A 15350-nucleotide genomic window follows, 5' to 3' on the forward strand; every position below is an offset into this window, starting at 1 on the left:
AGCCCTCAATTCGTTTCCGTGCGCGGCCATGAAGGAAGCAGCGCTTCAAGGCCGAGCCGCCGCGCGTCGGCTTCCAGACCGGCGCGCTTCAACGCCCGAATGCTGTCTCCGAGCGCGATGAGGTTAGCGTCCTGCGCCCCGTTCGGCCCGAGCGCCTTCATGACGAGCAGAACGGTGTGCCCGAATTCCTGCTTTTTTGATGCCACTTGCAATTCAGTCAAAACGCCGGTTTCCGGCAAATAGCCGGACGTCGGCTGTGGTGTCTTGTTCGCGGCATCCCAGAGCGGGATAGGCACCAGATAGTCGAGCGCTTCGAGCACCGTCGTCAGCCGATAGAGCGCGGCCGACGGAAAGCGGCCATTCGCGGCATAGGTCTCGAGAGCCGAAAAGCTTCGGCCCCGGTCCGGCTCTTTGGCGTCGGCGATATCGATCAAGGCGCGCCAATGTCCGAGGCCCGGACCGCCGCCCTGATCGGCAACGCCGATCCAATCGCGAGCCATGTTGAATTGGCTCGACGCCAAGCCGATCTCGACGCCGGTTTCGGCAAACCAGACGATTTCGGGAGCCGGCCGGAGTTGTGCCGTGGTTGGCGCAATCATCTGGGCGCCGATCATGCCGAGACCTTCGTGCTTGGCGTCATCGAGGAAGGTCCGGATAAGTCGCGCCTTGCGCATCGGCGTGCGCTCATCTTCGGCAGCTCTGAAGAGCGCCGAGCGGCGGGCAACGCCTTGCGGTCCGCGGCCGGCCAGAAGATCATCCGCCGGCACCTGCTCCGCATTGACCCGATAGATGCCGGCAAGTTGCTCCGGGGTAAGCGCGTTCAATCGCGCGGCCGCCTCCGTCGAGGGCAACCCGAGATCGACGGGCGTCGAATGATCGCTCGCGAGCGAGACAAGCAACGCCGGTTCGCCCTTCTCTAAAACCGTTTTGTGAGGAAGCCCTCCAACCCGTTCGGCGATCCGGTAGTCGAGGAGCGTTATCTGTTTGACCGGCGAATAATGAGGCTTGGAATTCATCGCGAGAGCATCCAGCGCCTCGAGGCCGGGAGACGTCTCTACGCCTTCCTCGCGCGCCAGCTCCGCGGCAAGGCCCGCGGAAGATTTGTCGTCCTGGATCGCCGAGCAATAGCCCGCCATCAGGATCGACTGTCCCTTGAGCCGCGCTGGGATGTTGCCCTTGAGCGTCGCCGACCTGGCGACGAGTTCGCAGGCTTTATCCGAATGCCCGGAGGCAAGCTCGTTGCGAGCCTGAAGCGTGACGAGAAGCGGGCTGTCGTTACCGCCTTGTTTCGCGATTTCGGCGGCGGCTTCCCGCGCCAATCCCGAGCGGTAAAGCGCTTCTAGCCGCAGCGCTCCAAAATCCGCGCTCGATGCGCCGGGCGAAGGCGACGTGATCAGCCGCTTCCACAGGTCGTGCAAAACCGGCGACCTGGGCGGGATCTCGATCGTGCTGATCAGCTTCTCGAGTGCGCCGACGTCCATCCCGCCCCACAGTTCGTAAGGCAACCCGGAGCCGTCGCCCGACATTACGGGTGCCAGCTCGTCCTTTTCCACGCCCGGAAGGATGGCGCCGCGTACGACGCCGTTCTGCGGACCAGATTGGCCGCCCCGACCGGGATCCGGCTGCACCACGCTATCCGGGTTCGGCTGCCCCCACGTACCGCCGCCGGAGCTTCCCGCTGGCCCGCCCGACGGTTCCAGGCCCGACGGCTGTAGATAGGTGCGCTGCTCAGCCGGTGGCGAATAAGCGTCGTTCCGATCAGCTTTCTTCTTTTTTGCGGGTGCGGCCGGCGCATCCTGCGCGGAAGCTGGAAGTGACGCGGTGGCGGCGGCGAGCGGAAGGAGTAGGAGCACCAGAAGGCATTTGGCTGCTGCTGTCAGTCTTCGGTGTGCATACACCATCGTCATTCACCGCCGGATTTTGATATTCTGCACGGGCTTGCTGATCGTCTGCTGCTCCGGCTCAAACCGGGTCGCCAGCACGTAAAGGCTGCCCAGAACCAGCGCCGTCAGCGCGCAAAGTACGAATAAAAGCCGGAAAAGGCTCGGCATTTTGTGTGTCCCGTCCCGGCCGTTAGGTGAACATCTTTGTAGGCGTGATTATGACTCATTATGGTATTTTGCCGAAGAGCCCCTCCATGGATCGGCAAGATGGTATGGGTTCGCTGTGGCTTTCCAGTGAGTTTCCAATTTGCGAACGTTTTTGGTTCGTGGCATGACGGCGCCGAAATGACCATCCCGCCGCGCGAACCACCGCCAGAAACCAGCCTAGAAACCAACCAACTCGCCGAACCCGTCGGTATTGAGCCTCGGATGATGGAAGCCGAAGCGATTGAGCGCGCGAAAAAGAACGTCGGAGGGCGACCGATCGTCGTGGTCGGCCTCATGGGCTGCGGCAAGTCGTCGGTCGGCAAAAGGCTGGCCGTCAAACTCAATCTACCCTTCGTCGACGCCGACGACGAGATCGAGCGTGCCGCCGCCAAAACTATCAACGAGATTTTTGCAGATCACGGCGAGGCTCATTTTCGCGCCGGCGAGCGCAAGGTGATCGCCCGGCTGCTCGGCAACGGGCCGCAGGTGCTCGCGACCGGAGGCGGCGCCTTCATAAATCCGGAAACGCGACTGCGCATTAAAGACATCGCCGTCTCCGTTTGGTTGCGAGCGGACCTGCCGGTCCTCATGCGTCGTGTGTCGAAGCGCGATCACCGGCCGCTCCTGCGCGACGGCAATCCCGAAGCCACGATGCGAAAGCTGATTGAAGAACGGTATCCAATATATGCTGAAGCCGACATGACGATTGAAAGCCGCGACGAGCCCCATGACGTCATCGTCACCGAAATCATCAACCGCCTCGCAGCCGGGACGGAGTTCGCAGCAACCTCCGCCGCGGATGCAAATCCATCGCGAACGGTGCACGTCGAACTCGGCGATCGCTCCTACGATGTTTTGATTGCGCGCGGGATTCTTCGCGAAACCGGCGCGCTTCTCAAGGCGCGTTTCGGTGAGGTCAAATGCGGTGTCGTGACCGACGAGAATGTCGCCCGCCACCACCTTGCGACGCTTGAGGAAAGCCTAAAAAGCCAGGGCATGTTTGCGGGCTCCGTGATCATGAAGCCCGGCGAAGCGACGAAGAACTTCCGCGATCTCGCTGCGCTTTCGGAACGGCTTTTGGAGATGGGCCTCGAACGCGGCGATCTCGTTTTGCCCTTCGGCGGCGGTGTCATCGGCGATCTCGCTGGTTTCGCGGCGGGCATTCTGCGCCGCGGCGTGCGCTTCGTTCAAATTCCGACATCGCTGCTGGCCCAAGTCGATAGCTCCGTCGGCGGCAAGACGGGCATCAACACCCCGCAAGGCAAAAATCTCATCGGCGTATTTCACCAACCAAATCTCGTGGTCGCCGACACCGCCGTTTTGACGACGCTGCCCCCGCGCGAGATGCGCGCTGGGTATGCCGAAGTCGCGAAATACGGTCTGCTGGGCGACGCGGAATTCTTCACTTGGCTCGAGGCCAACTGGCAGAGCGTTTTCGGCAATAACGGTCCGGCTCTGACGCAGGCCATCGAAACGAGTGTGGCGGCCAAAGCGGCAATCGTCGCGCGCGACGAGACGGAAACGGGCGACCGCGCGTTGCTCAATCTGGGCCACACGTTCGGCCACGCGCTCGAAGCGTGGACCGGCTATTCCGACCGCCTCTTGCATGGTGAAGGCGTCGCCATCGGGATGTGCTTGGCGATCCGCCTCTCGGAGGAGTTGGGGATCTGTCCGGCAGGTCGCGCCGAACGGGCAGCGAAGCATTTGAGCGCCGTGGGCCTTCCGACGAAGATCAGCGATATTCCGGGCGGACGGGCAAGTCCCGAAGAACTGTTCAGGCTGATGGGGCAAGACAAGAAAGTTAAAGCCGGAAAGCTCGCGTTCATTCTCGTCCGCGACATCGGCCAAGCCTTCGTTTCCCGCGATGTCCCGCCCGAAACCGTGCTGGCATTCCTCGCCCGGGAAATTGATCGCTGAGCATATTAAGCGTCCGCAACCGATTGATGTGCTAGACTGCTGCCTCCCCTGATCAGGAACAGCGAACACCGACCATGACCATCGTCATAAGCTTGGCAGCCATCGTTCTGCTGATTGTGTTGTCGGCATTCTTCAACGGCAGCGAGACATCGCTCACCGCCGCGTCCCGAGCGCGAATGCACTCCCTCGAAGAGGACGGCAACACGGCCGCCGCCCTCGTGAACAAGGTGCTGTCACGGCCGGAAAAGATGATTGGCACGGTTCTGCTCGGAAACACGCTGGTCGATGTTCTGGCGGCAGCCCTCGCCTCTAACATCGCGGTGCACCTCTACGGCGAGGTCGGCGTCGCATACGCGACCGCCATCATCACGATCCTGATCGTGATCTTCGCCGCTGTCCTTCCGAAGACCTACGCCCTCGCCTACGCCGATCGCGTTGCGCTCATTGTGGCGCCGGTCATGCAGGTATTGATCTATGCCCTGACGCCATTCACGAAAGCGATTGAGTTCGTCGTTCGCGGCATTCTGATTTGGACGCCCGGCAAGGCCGACGACGAGGCGAACATCCTCGCGGCGCACGAGGAAATTCGCGGCACCATCGATCTTCAGGCGAGAGAAGGCACGGTCGCCAAGGGCGATGCCGAGATGCTCGGCGGCGTGCTCGACCTGCGCGACCTGCAGGTGGCCGACATCATGGTCCATCGGACAAAAATGGAAACGATCGACGTCGACGATCCGCCGGCCAAGATCCTCGATCTGGTGCTGCGCTCGCAATATACCCGCGTACCGCTCTGGAAGGACGAGCCCGAGAATATCGTCGGCGTGCTGCATACGAAAGATCTGCTGCAGGCGTTGTCGCGCACCGACTGGCAGCCCGATAAACTCGATATTATGAAGTCGGCGTCCGAGCCGTGGTTCGTTCCCGATACGACGACGCTGAAGGACCAGCTCAATCAGTTTCTGAAAAAGAAAACGCAGATGGCACTCGTCGTCGATGAATACGGCGAGGTGCAAGGTCTTATCACACTCGAAGACATTCTCGAAGAAATCGTCGGGCAGATTACCGACGAGCACGACGTGCCCGACAGCCACATCCGCATGCAGTCGGATGGAACCGTCAACGTCGACGGCACCGTTGCAATTCGGGACCTCAATCGCCATTTGGATTGGGAGCTGCCCGACGATGAAGCGACGACCGTTGCAGGGCTCGTGATACACGAGGCCCAGACGATCCCGGAACCCGGTCAGGTGTTCACCTTCCACGGTTACAGATTTGAGATTTTGCGCAAAAGCCGCAATAAAATCACGGCAATCCGCATCAAGCCGGTGTCCAAATCCGACATGGTAAGTGCTGGATCGAACGCCGCGAGAACTGTACGGTGACCAGTTTTCCGCGGTTGGAAGCTCAGCCCTTCGGCAGAGGTTCTCCGGGCGCGAGGGGCGAAAGTGCCAAGGCGTGAATGCCGCCGGCCAGCTCGTCCTTCAGGAGGTCGTTGATGAGGCGATGGCGCTCGATGCGCGACTTTCCCGAAAAAACTTCGGAGACGACGAGGATGCGAAAATGACTGTCGCCCGTTCCAGGCGAATTGCGGTGGCCGGCATGCAGCTCGGATTCATTGATAACGTCGAGCCGCGTCGGACGAAGCGCGATCATAAGCTTTTCTCGAACTCGACCCGTAACCGACATTTTTGTCTCTTAAAGAAAATCTTCTGAACGGCATGACTGCGATGGGCGCCGAAAGGGCCTATTAAGGGATTGACCGCACAGTCGGGACGGAAATCAAGAGTTTTCTTGCCGCCTTGTTTCTGGGCGCGCCAACCCTCATAATTCAGACAATGAAACTGGAATCGAAATACTTCGACAGCATCCGCGTCTCCTCGAAGCGCCAAGGCGCCAAGAAGGAAGAGCGCCCACCCGTTTGCCAATGGAAGGGGTGCGATAAGCCCGGCGGCCATAAGGCGCCGAAGGGCCGCGGACGCGACAACGAGTTTTTCAGCTTCTGCATTGACCACGTGCGCCAGTACAATCAGGAGTACAACTACTTCGAGGGTATGAGCGACACCGAGGTCAGCAATTTCCGCAAGGACGCGCTGACGGGTCATCGTCCTACCTGGAAAACGGGCGCAAACGCCTGGGCTAACGGCGCGCGCGACGAGGCGAGAACGGCCGACGCCGAGGCCCGCGTAAACGCTACGCAGCGAACGAACCGGAAAGCCCGCTCGTCTCGTACAGCGACGGCCGCGACCGCATTCCGCCGCCAGCTGAAGCCATTGGAACAGAAATCGCTCCGCGTTCTGGACCTCGGCAACGAGGCGACACCCCAAGATATCAAGACGCGCTTTAAGGAATTGGTGAAGATGCACCATCCGGATGCCAACGGCGGAGATAGCCGATCCGAGGAAAAGTTGCGCGAAATCCTGCAAGCCTATAATTACTTGAAGCAATCTGGCCTGGTCTAATCCTCCGAGCCTTTGAACCGAGTGCACCCGACAGGAGTTGCACCTGTTCGGGGGCGCACGCGGCAACTGGGCGATTTGATCGGGAACTCCATGGAAATGCGCACGTCATCTAGCGCGGCCGGCGCGCCAGTCGCCAACCTTCCGGACATGAAACTGTCTGTCCGCCAAGTGTTTAATATCGACAGTGATCTGGAGGTTCCGGCCTATTCGCAGGCGGATGCGCACGTGCCGGATCTCGATCCCGACTATCTCTTCAACCGGGACGTGACCCTCGCGATCCTCGCGGGCTTCAAGCACAACCGCCGCGTGATGATCCAGGGCTATCACGGCACCGGTAAGTCGACCCACATCGAGCAGGTGGCGGCGCGCCTCAATTGGCCGTGCGTTCGCGTCAACCTTGATAGCCACGTCTCGCGCATCGATCTCGTCGGCAAGGACGCGATCGTGCTGAAGGAAGGCAAGCAGGTCACCGAGTTCCGGGAAGGCATTCTTCCCTGGGCGCTGCAGAACAACATCGCGCTCGTGTTCGACGAGTACGACGCCGGCCGGCCCGACGTCATGTTCGTCATTCAGCGCGTACTCGAAGTGTCGGGCAAGCTGACGCTTCTCGATCAGTCGAAGGTCATTCGCCCGCATCCGGCATTCCGGCTGTTCGCAACGACGAACACGATCGGTCTCGGCGATACGTCCGGCCTCTATCACGGCACGCAGCAGATCAACCAGGGCCAGATGGACCGCTGGTCGATCGTCGCGACGCTGAACTATCTTCCGCATGACGATGAAGCAAAGATCGTGCTGTCGAAGGTCAAGTCGTTTGCGAAGACGGAAGCCAAGCGCAAGCAGGTCTCGCACATGGTCCGCGTCGCGGATCTGACGCGGTCTGCCTTCATCAACGGCGATCTCTCGACGGTGATGAGCCCGCGTACCGTGATGACGTGGGCCGAGAACGCCGAGATCTTCGGCGAAATCGGCTTCGCCTTCCGGGTCACGTTCCTCAACAAATGCGATGATCTCGAAAAGCCGCTGGTCGCTGAATTCTATCAGCGTTGCTTCGGCGAAGAACTGCCCGAGAGCACGGCAAACGTTGCGCTGAGCTGACCGATTGATCGAGGCCGTTAATCTGGGCCGTTCATGACACTTCCGACCAAACGCCGCGAAGCTCCATCTGAACCGCTGAAGCGTGTTCTCGGTCCTGCTGTCCGTGCCATTGCGGGCGACAGCGAGGTCGAGGTCGATTTCGGCCCGGGCAAGGGCGATATCGCAGGCAAGGCCGTGCACATTCCCGACCTGCCGCGCGCGCCGTCCGCCAAGGACATCGCACTGACGCGCGGCTGGGCCGATAGCTTGGCGCTGCGCATCGGATGCCATGATGCCAAACTTCATCGCCGGATCGCGCCATCGGCAGGTCCCGCACGCGCGGTGTTCGAAGCAGCGGAACGCGCGCGCGTCGAAGGGGTCGGATCGGCGCGCATGCCGGGAATGGCATCGAACCTGACGGCCCGCCTCGAAGACCATTACAGCCACGGCCGTTTTCGCACCGTCAGCACGCGTGCCGAAGCGCCGCTAGAAGACGCGCTTGCCCTGCTCATTCGCGAACGAATCACCGGCCAGGCGCCGCCGCCTTCGACGAAAGGCCTCGTCGACGTTTGGCGGCCGCTGATAGAATCTCGCGGCGGCAAGCTTCTGAGCAGGCTCGAGGCCCTCTCCGAAAATCAGGAGCAGTTTGGACGCCAGATCCGCGATCTGTTGAAGATCCTCCAAATGGTCGATCAGAACGACCAGCCGCAGTCCGAGGACGAAGAGCAAGAGAGCGACGAGGGCGCAGCCGAGGGCGGCGCCGAAGACTCGAGCGATAAGAGCGAGGACGCGTCCGAGGGCCAGGATCAGCAGAGCGAGGAGCAGCTCTCCGAAGGCGACCTTTCGGAATCCGAGGAAACGATGGAGTCGGGCGAGACCGAACCGCAAGATCTCGACGAAGGCGATTTGAACGACGACGAGACGCCCGCGCCGTGGCGTCCGAACATGACCGTTCTCGATAACCCGGAAGCGTTCGGCTACAAGGTTTTCACGCACGCCTACGACGAAGAGATCGGCGCCGATCATCTGTCGACGCCGGAAGAACTCGAACGGCTCCGCGCGTTTCTCGATAAGGAACTGAAGACGCTCTCAGCGGCCGTCGCAAAGCTTGCCAACAAGCTGCAGCGGCGTCTCTTGGCGCAACAGAACCGCGGCTGGGATTTCGATCTCGAGGAAGGTCAGCTCGATGCCGCGCGGCTGACGCGGATCATCACCGACCCGACAGGCGCGCTGTCCTTCAAGCGCGAGCGCGATACTGATTTCCGCGACACCGTCGTAACGCTGCTGCTCGACAATTCAGGATCGATGCGCGGCCGGCCCATCATGGTCGCGGCATGCTGCGCCGATATCCTCGCGCGCACGCTCGAACGTTGCGGCGTCAAAGTCGAAATTCTCGGCTTCACGACGAAGGCCTGGAAGGGTGGACAGTCGCGCGAAGAATGGCTCGCGGCAGGAAAGCCGCCGTCGCCGGGCCGCCTCAACGATCTCCGGCATATCATCTACAAGACGGCGGACGCGCCGTGGCGCCGCTCGAAGAACGCGCTCGCCTTGATGATGCGCGAAGGCTTGCTCAAAGAAAACATCGACGGCGAAGCGCTGGCTTGGGCGCATTCCCGTATCGTCAATCGCCCCGAGCAGCGCCGCATCCTGATGATGATTTCAGACGGCGCGCCGGTCGACGATTCAACGCTTTCCGTGAATTCCGGAAGCTATCTCGAGCAGCATCTTCGCCAAGTCATCCACGAGATCGAAACGCACTCGCCGGTTGAACTCATCGCCATCGGCATCGGACATGACGTGACGCGCTACTACCAGCGCGCCGTCACGATTACGGATGCCTCGGAGCTCGCCGGCGCGATGACCGAAAAACTCGTCGAACTGTTTGAGGAAAAACCTGACGCCGACGAGCCGGTCGCGGCGCGCCGCCGCTACGCACGCGCTCATTGAGGGTCGACGCTTGTCGCTGAACAGCTTGAGCCGTATCGGCCTCGCCGTTGCGCTTTTTGGCCTGATGGCTGGAGCAGCAACAGCCGACGACAAGCCGGACATCTCGAAGCTCAAGCCCGGCCCGATCGTCGTTGAAAGCCGCCGCATCACGTCCTTCAAACGCTTCGAAGCCGATAAGCCCCTCGCCAAGGTGACGTTCCGTGGCGGTCTGCAACTGACGTCGCCCGCGCCGCAATTCGGCGGCTGGTCCGCCCTCTTGATGGATGACGACGCAAAAACATTCGTTTCGATTTCAGACGCCGGCGAGTGGCTGACCGGAACGCTTGTTTACGACGGCACTCATCCAGCTGGAATAACGAATGCCCGCATCGGTCCGCTTCGGGAGACGGCGGGCCAACCCATCCGGAGAAGCCGCGACCGCGATTCTGAATCGATCGCCCTTGAAAGCGGAACCTTAGAGCGCGGTTCGGTTCTCATCGGTTTCGAAGGAAGACACCGCATCGAGCGCTATGACTTGACGCCTGCGGGTCTGTCGGCCGACCGCGGAACTCTCAAGCTGCCAGCCGGCGCCAAAAAAATGCACTCCAATCAGGGCCTCGAAGCGCTGACTGTCATGAAGGGCGGTCCCTACAAGGGCGCTCCCATCGCGTTCTCGGAACGGCTCTACGATCCGTCCCGCAATCACACAGGCTGGCTCTGGACGGCAAGCGGCCCGCGAACCATCCATCTGAAAAATATCGGCGACTACGATGTCACCGACATTTCGAGCCTCGATGACGGAACGCTTTTCGTCCTGGAACGCCGCTTCCGCTGGCTGGAAGGCGTCAAGATGCGGTTGAGACGCGTTGCGCCCGATGACCTTGGGCCCGATCACACGTCCGAAGGCGAGATACTGATCGAAGCCGATATGAATGATCAGATTGATAATATGGAAGGTCTCGCCGTCACGCGTCTCAAGACGGGAGAAATCCTGATTACGATGATCTCGGACGACAACTTCAACAAGGTGCTGCAGCGCACGCTGCTATTGCAGTTCGTCCTGAAGGACGAAGAGCAAGCGAAAGCCCGGCCGCCGGGTTAAGGGCGCCGGGCTAAATATCGGTGGCTGAATATCGGCTAAAGGGCGAAAGGCCGCTTTAGGCAGCCTTACTGGTCTCGGCCTTCGAAGCCTGCGCTTTCTGAATTTCGCGCTTCAGCTTGAGGCAGGTCAGCGACAGTTCGTCGTTGTCCGCCTTCAGAAGGAATGCATCGAGACCGCCGCGGTGCTCGACGGTTTTCAGAGCCCGTGCCGAAACGCGCAAACGGACCTTCCGTCCGAGAACATCGCTCAGCAAGGTCACGACGTGCAAATTCGGACGAAACGTGCGCCTCGTCTTGTTTTCGGCGTGGCTTCTGAGGTTGCCTGAGAGGGGCAAAGTCCCTGTCAGCTCGCAGCGCCTGGTCATAACTATCTCCTGTGCCGCTGCTTTTTACGAGCGCGGTTGATCTAAAGGCTGCTATTGCAGCAAAAAATTGTGCCCCGCAAGCAGCGCCTACGGGGTTTCGCCAGCTGTATAATGGACTTGGCTGACGCACGTCAAGACTGGGTTCTAAGAGTACTCAAAGTCCAACATTCGTCGCAAATCCGCCCTACCACCGGGTTGCCTAAGGGGATTGCAGGGAAGAACGATGTCGAATTTGCGTGCTGGAGCCACGAGACATGGCGCTTTTTGCTGTTTTCTGCTGATCGCGGCGGCGGTTTTGCCGCTTCAGGCCGCCAAGGCGGGCGACGTGGCCTACCCGAGCGAGGTTGACGCAGTTTACCGGCTTTCGTTCAACGGCTTCAACGTCGGGAAATACCGGTTCAACTCCCACTACGACGGTAAATCGTATACGGCGAACGGCAAGACCGATATTTCGGCCCTGTTCGGCGCCTTCAAATGGGCGGGAAATTTCATCGGCAGCGGCTCTGTCGAGACGACGGGCGGCCCTCGGCCCGCAAGCTTCGAGATGAGCACCAAGACGAAGTCGAAAACGACCTCCGTGAAGCTCAGCTTCGATGGCACCCGCGTCGTTTCGGTGGCGCTCGTCCCCAACAAGTCGCCGTCTGCGGAAGCGGTCAAGCTGAAGCCGGAAAACCTTCAGAACGTCTTCGATCCCATGGGCGCGACGCTCGCGATCTCGAACGCCAATGCCGAAGATGCGTGCAATCGCACCATCCCCGTTTTCGATGGCAAGGCGCGCTACGATCTTCGCTTGTCCTTCAAAGGACGCGAACCGATCAAGGAGAAGCAACCCTCGGGCCAGCCGCCCGAACTTGTGGTTTGCCAGGTAAAATATGTTCCGATCGCGGGCCATAAGCCCAAGGACTTCGTCAATCCCTGGATCGACTACGACCATATTGAGATTGCACTGCGCGCCGTGCCTGCGGCCGGAATATATGTGCCTTACCGGGTGACGGTGCCGTCGAGCATAGGCCCCGCCGTTATGATGATTGATACGATTAACATCACCGCCGCGAACAATCAGCAGATAGCGCTGAAGCAATAATACGCCTAGGGCGCGGGGTTGCGCGACCCGATACCCTTCGCAGAGGGGCCGAATAACCCTTGATCTCTTGGCCCTCCTCTGCAATGCCAGGGCTCGATCGGAGTCAAGTACGACATGGCAAGTGATCTCGAGGCCCGCATCCGAAACGTGACCGCGGTGCTCGGACCAACGAATACCGGCAAGACGCACCTCGCAATAGAGCGGATGCTCGGCCACGAAAGCGGCATGATAGGCCTTCCGCTGCGCCTGCTCGCGCGCGAAGTCTATGACAAAATCAAGCAGCGGGTGGGGGCGGACAAGGTCGCGCTCATCACCGGCGAGGAAAAGATCAAGCCGGAGCGCGCGCGCTACTGGGTCTCGACCGTCGAGGCAATGCCGCGCGACATCGACGTCGATTTCCTCGCGATCGATGAAATCCAGCTGTGCGGCGATCCCGAACGGGGCCACGTTTTCACAGATCGCTTGCTGCATGCCCGCGGCCGGTCCGAAACGCTGCTCCTCGGCGCGCAGACGATGCGCGAGGCGATCAGCGATCTCATCCCAGGCGCCAACTTCATTTCACGGCCCAGGCTTTCGAAGCTGACGTACAGCGGCGAGAAGAAGATCACGCGTCTTCCCTCGCGCACTGCGATCGTCGCTTTTTCGGCGCAGGAAGTTTATGCGCTTGCGGAATTGATCCGTCGCCAGCGCGGCGGAGCGGCCGTCGTCCTCGGCGCGCTGTCTCCCCGGACGCGCAATGCGCAAGTCGCGCTCTATCAATCCGGCGACGTCGAATTCCTGATCGCGACCGACGCCATCGGCATGGGCCTGAACCTCGATGTCGATCACGTCGCGTTCTCGGCACTTCGCAAGTTCGACGGTTACAATCATCGCAATCTGACGCCCGCTGAGATCGGCCAGATTGCCGGCCGCGCCGGCCGTCATATGAATGACGGCACCTTCGGCGTGACAGGCGGCGCCGACGGTCTCGACGCCGATATGGTCGAGCGTCTCGAGACCCATAGCTTCGATAGCGTCAAGACACTGCAATGGCGTAGCCGCGAGCTCAATTTCTCGTCGCTCGACGCTCTGCACGCGTCGCTTCGCGAACTGCCGCGCGAGCAGCGCTTGACGCGGGCGCGCACGGCCGACGACGTCGCGGCGCTCGAAGCTTTGACGGCTGATCGCGAAATCACCGATATCGCGACGAACCGCGATCGTGTGGCATTGCTGTGGGACGTCTGTCAGGTTCCCGATTACAGGAAGATTTCTGGCCAGAGTCACGCCGAACTGGTTGGCAATATCTACCGGCATTTGACGACCGGCAACAATCGTATCGACGAAGATTGGTTCTCCAAGCAGGTCTCGTTGGCCGATCGCACCGACGGCGATATCGATACGCTTGCGAACCGTATCGCGCACATCCGGACCTGGACATTCGTCGCCAATCGTCCCGATTGGCTAGCCGACCCACAACACTGGCAGGAACGGACAAGGGCCATCGAAGACAGCCTGTCCGATGCTCTGCATGAGTGTCTGACACAACGATTTGTAGATCGGCGGACGAGCGCTTTGATGAAGGGCATGCGAGACAAAGACGAGTTGACAGCCGACATCGCAGACGATGGCGCAATCACTGTCGAAAATCACTTCGTGGGACGCCTCAAGGGCTTCCGCTTCACCCTCGACGCGGCTGGCGACGGCATCCACGAGAAAGCGACGCGTCAGGCCGCAATGCAGGTGGTGACGCGCGAACTCGGCATGCGTGCGCGCCGGGTCGCTGCGGCTCAGAACGAAGCGTTCAAGCTGACGCGCACCGGCAGCATCATTTGGCGCGAGGATGAGCTTGCAAAGCTCGAACGCAACGAAGATCCGTTGCAGCCGGGCCTGACGCTGCTCGCCGACGATGCGATGAGCGAAGCCGATCGCGAGAAGGTCCAAGCGCGTCTCAAAACGTGGCTCGACGATACGATCGCCGATAAATTGAAGCCGCTCGTTGAGATGTCGCGCAGCACGGAGCTGCAGGGCTTGGCGCGCGGCATCGCCTTCCAGCTCAAGGAAGGTCTCGGCGCATTGAAGCGCGAGACAGTCGCGAACGAGATCAACGCACTCGATCAGGCGGCGCGAGCGGAACTCCGCAAATTCGGGCTGCGTTTCGGTGCCTTCAATATCTTCTTCCCGCTCATGCTGAAGCCCGCGCCGGCCGACCTCGCGGCGACGCTTTGGCTTCTGAAGAACCCGACGCCAGCAGGCACGGCGCCGCAACTTCCGCGCCCCGGCCTGACAAGTGTTGCGGTCGATCCGGCAACGCCGGAAGCGCTCTATCGCGCCCACGGTTTCCACCTCTGCGGCCCGCGCGCCATTCGCCTCGATATCCTCGAGCGGCTCGCCGATCTGATCAGACCGTTGCTCGCCTGGCGCTCAGGCCCCGGCAAAACCGAAGCCCCTCCGAAAGGATCGACCGGCGACGGCGGCTTCCGAGCAACCGACGACATGATGTCGATCCTCGGCTGTTCCGTCGACGAACTGAGCGAAGTTTTGAAGGCGTTGGGCTTCCGGCTCGAGAAGCGCCCGATCGCAGCCGCTGCACCTGCGCCCGCAACGGAAACAAGCGCATCGCCCGAAGCAACGGCCGATGGCGAAGCGAAACCCGCAGAGGGCGAAGCCGAACCAGCAGTCGAAGCCGTCGTAGCTGAAGCGTCTTCGGACGCGCCCGCGACCACCGCTGAGGATGCAGCTGTGCAGCCGTCAGCCGAAGCCCTCGTGGCCCTCGTGAATGAGCAGTCCGTAGCGGAAACGCCGGCAGCAGAAGCAGAAGCCGCTCCGGCCGAGGCTCCGGCTCCCGAGGCGGAGAAATTCGAAGAGATCTGGCGGCCGCGCCGGCACCAGCGGCCTGAGCGCCGGGACGGGCCGCGCCGCGAGGGTGGCCAGAACCGCCACCAGCGCCCGCATTCGAATAGGCCCGCCGCAGGCGTGCCGCACGCGGCATCGTCCACAACGGCGAATTCCGAAACTCCGGCCTCGGAGACGCCGGCCGGCAACGATCGCGCCGAGCATCAGCGTCACCGTCGTCCGGAGCGCCAGGAAAATCGCGGCGAACGCCCGCGCTTCGAAGGCCGCAAAGGTGGTGGGGATCGGCGACCCGACCAGGGCGGCAGGAAAGATAATGCGAACCGTCCGCGCCGTGACGACAATCAAAATGGCCGCCGCGAAGAACGCCGGTCGCCGCAAGTGATCACTGCGGCGCCGCCGAAATCAGCAGCAACCGATTCATCGTCGCCGTTCGCCGCGCTCGCCGCGCTGAAAGCTCAGATGGAGAAGCGGAGCGAAGGCTCCGGCTCGACCTGACCTC

The 15350-nt window shown here is 61.3% G+C and carries 12 protein-coding genes; 8 read left to right on the top strand and 4 right to left on the bottom strand.

All coding sequences use genetic code 11. The features are described 5' to 3' along the window. Positions 1–5 precede the first annotated feature (5 nt). Both AC1DK3_RS16680 and AC1DK3_RS16685 read right to left on the bottom strand, forming a co-directional pair. Complete coding sequence (locus tag AC1DK3_RS16680) at positions 6–1907, bottom strand: hypothetical protein (protein ID WP_477193367.1); 1902 nt, start codon at positions 1905–1907, stop codon at positions 6–8. Further along, entirely contained in the window at positions 1908–2051 is a 144-nt protein-coding gene (locus AC1DK3_RS16685; protein WP_177228187.1) for a hypothetical protein, read from the bottom strand. A gap of 261 nt (positions 2052–2312) precedes the next feature. Between AC1DK3_RS16685 and aroB the strand changes: the two genes are divergently transcribed. Continuing rightward, positions 2313–4007, top strand: coding sequence for a 3-dehydroquinate synthase (gene aroB / locus AC1DK3_RS16690; protein ID WP_477193432.1), 1695 nt, complete (start codon positions 2313–2315; stop codon positions 4005–4007). Between the two features lie 74 nt (positions 4008–4081). After that, the gene (locus AC1DK3_RS16695) at positions 4082–5389 is read left to right on the top strand and encodes an HlyC/CorC family transporter (protein WP_477193368.1); all 1308 of its coding nucleotides are present in this window, start codon (positions 4082–4084) and stop codon (positions 5387–5389) included. A gap of 22 nt (positions 5390–5411) precedes the next feature. Here AC1DK3_RS16695 and AC1DK3_RS16700 read toward each other — a convergent pair whose 3' ends face one another. Then, positions 5412–5693 carry a BolA family protein gene (locus AC1DK3_RS16700; protein WP_477193369.1) on the bottom strand — a complete coding sequence of 94 codons (282 nt, stop codon included), beginning with the start codon at positions 5691–5693 and terminating at the stop codon, positions 5412–5414. 149 nt (positions 5694–5842) lie between these two features. On the opposite strand from AC1DK3_RS16700, the gene AC1DK3_RS16705 reads away from it, so the two are divergent. From AC1DK3_RS16705 to AC1DK3_RS16720, 4 genes are all read left to right on the top strand, one after another. After that, the gene (locus tag AC1DK3_RS16705) at positions 5843–6466 is read left to right on the top strand and encodes a J domain-containing protein (protein WP_477193370.1); all 624 of its coding nucleotides are present in this window, start codon (positions 5843–5845) and stop codon (positions 6464–6466) included. A gap of 96 nt (positions 6467–6562) precedes the next feature. Continuing rightward, positions 6563–7564 (top strand): cobaltochelatase subunit CobS, encoded by a 1002-nt coding sequence (cobS, locus tag AC1DK3_RS16710; protein ID WP_477193371.1) that lies wholly within the window; start codon positions 6563–6565, stop codon positions 7562–7564. Positions 7565–7597: 33 nt separating this feature from the next. Next, on the top strand, positions 7598–9490 hold the full coding sequence (gene cobT, locus AC1DK3_RS16715) for a cobaltochelatase subunit CobT (RefSeq protein WP_477193372.1): 1893 nt from the start codon (positions 7598–7600) through the stop codon (positions 9488–9490). Positions 9491–9500: 10 nt separating this feature from the next. Next, the gene (locus tag AC1DK3_RS16720; protein ID WP_477193373.1) at positions 9501–10571 is read left to right on the top strand and encodes an esterase-like activity of phytase family protein; all 1071 of its coding nucleotides are present in this window, start codon (positions 9501–9503) and stop codon (positions 10569–10571) included. Between the two features lie 55 nt (positions 10572–10626). On the opposite strand, the gene rpmB is transcribed toward AC1DK3_RS16720, so the two are convergent. Beyond that, the gene (gene rpmB, locus AC1DK3_RS16725) at positions 10627–10935 is read right to left on the bottom strand and encodes a 50S ribosomal protein L28 (RefSeq protein ID WP_477193374.1); all 309 of its coding nucleotides are present in this window, start codon (positions 10933–10935) and stop codon (positions 10627–10629) included. 223 nt (positions 10936–11158) lie between these two features. On the opposite strand from rpmB, the gene AC1DK3_RS16730 reads away from it, so the two are divergent. Beyond that, on the top strand, positions 11159–12019 hold the full coding sequence (locus AC1DK3_RS16730) for a DUF3108 domain-containing protein (protein ID WP_477193375.1): 861 nt from the start codon (positions 11159–11161) through the stop codon (positions 12017–12019). A gap of 114 nt (positions 12020–12133) precedes the next feature. Continuing rightward, positions 12134–15346 carry a helicase-related protein gene (locus AC1DK3_RS16735; RefSeq protein ID WP_477193376.1) on the top strand — a complete coding sequence of 1071 codons (3213 nt, stop codon included), beginning with the start codon at positions 12134–12136 and terminating at the stop codon, positions 15344–15346. Positions 15347–15350: the final 4 nt, after the last annotated feature.

Source organism: Hyphomicrobium sp. 01T421 (genome assembly GCF_056398805.1).

Bases quoted from the DNA above. Each gene is read 5' to 3' on its own strand.
- AC1DK3_RS16685 (WP_177228187.1), bottom strand. From the start codon at position 2,051: ATGCCGAGCCTTTTCCGGCTTTTATTCGTACTTTGCGCGCTGACGGCG.
- aroB (WP_477193432.1), top strand. From the start codon at position 2,313: ATGATGGAAGCCGAAGCGATTGAGCGCGCGAAAAAGAACGTCGGAGGG.
- cobT (WP_477193372.1), top strand. From the start codon at position 7,598: ATGACACTTCCGACCAAACGCCGCGAAGCTCCATCTGAACCGCTGAAG.
- AC1DK3_RS16735 (WP_477193376.1), top strand. From the start codon at position 12,134: ATGGCAAGTGATCTCGAGGCCCGCATCCGAAACGTGACCGCGGTGCTC.
- AC1DK3_RS16700 (WP_477193369.1), bottom strand. From the start codon at position 5,693: ATGTCGGTTACGGGTCGAGTTCGAGAAAAGCTTATGATCGCGCTTCGT.
- AC1DK3_RS16695 (WP_477193368.1), top strand. From the start codon at position 4,082: ATGACCATCGTCATAAGCTTGGCAGCCATCGTTCTGCTGATTGTGTTG.
- AC1DK3_RS16730 (WP_477193375.1), top strand. From the start codon at position 11,159: ATGTCGAATTTGCGTGCTGGAGCCACGAGACATGGCGCTTTTTGCTGT.
- cobS (WP_477193371.1), top strand. From the start codon at position 6,563: ATGCGCACGTCATCTAGCGCGGCCGGCGCGCCAGTCGCCAACCTTCCG.
- AC1DK3_RS16705 (WP_477193370.1), top strand. From the start codon at position 5,843: ATGAAACTGGAATCGAAATACTTCGACAGCATCCGCGTCTCCTCGAAG.
- rpmB (WP_477193374.1), bottom strand. From the start codon at position 10,935: ATGACCAGGCGCTGCGAGCTGACAGGGACTTTGCCCCTCTCAGGCAAC.
- AC1DK3_RS16680 (WP_477193367.1), bottom strand. From the start codon at position 1,907: ATGACGATGGTGTATGCACACCGAAGACTGACAGCAGCAGCCAAATGC.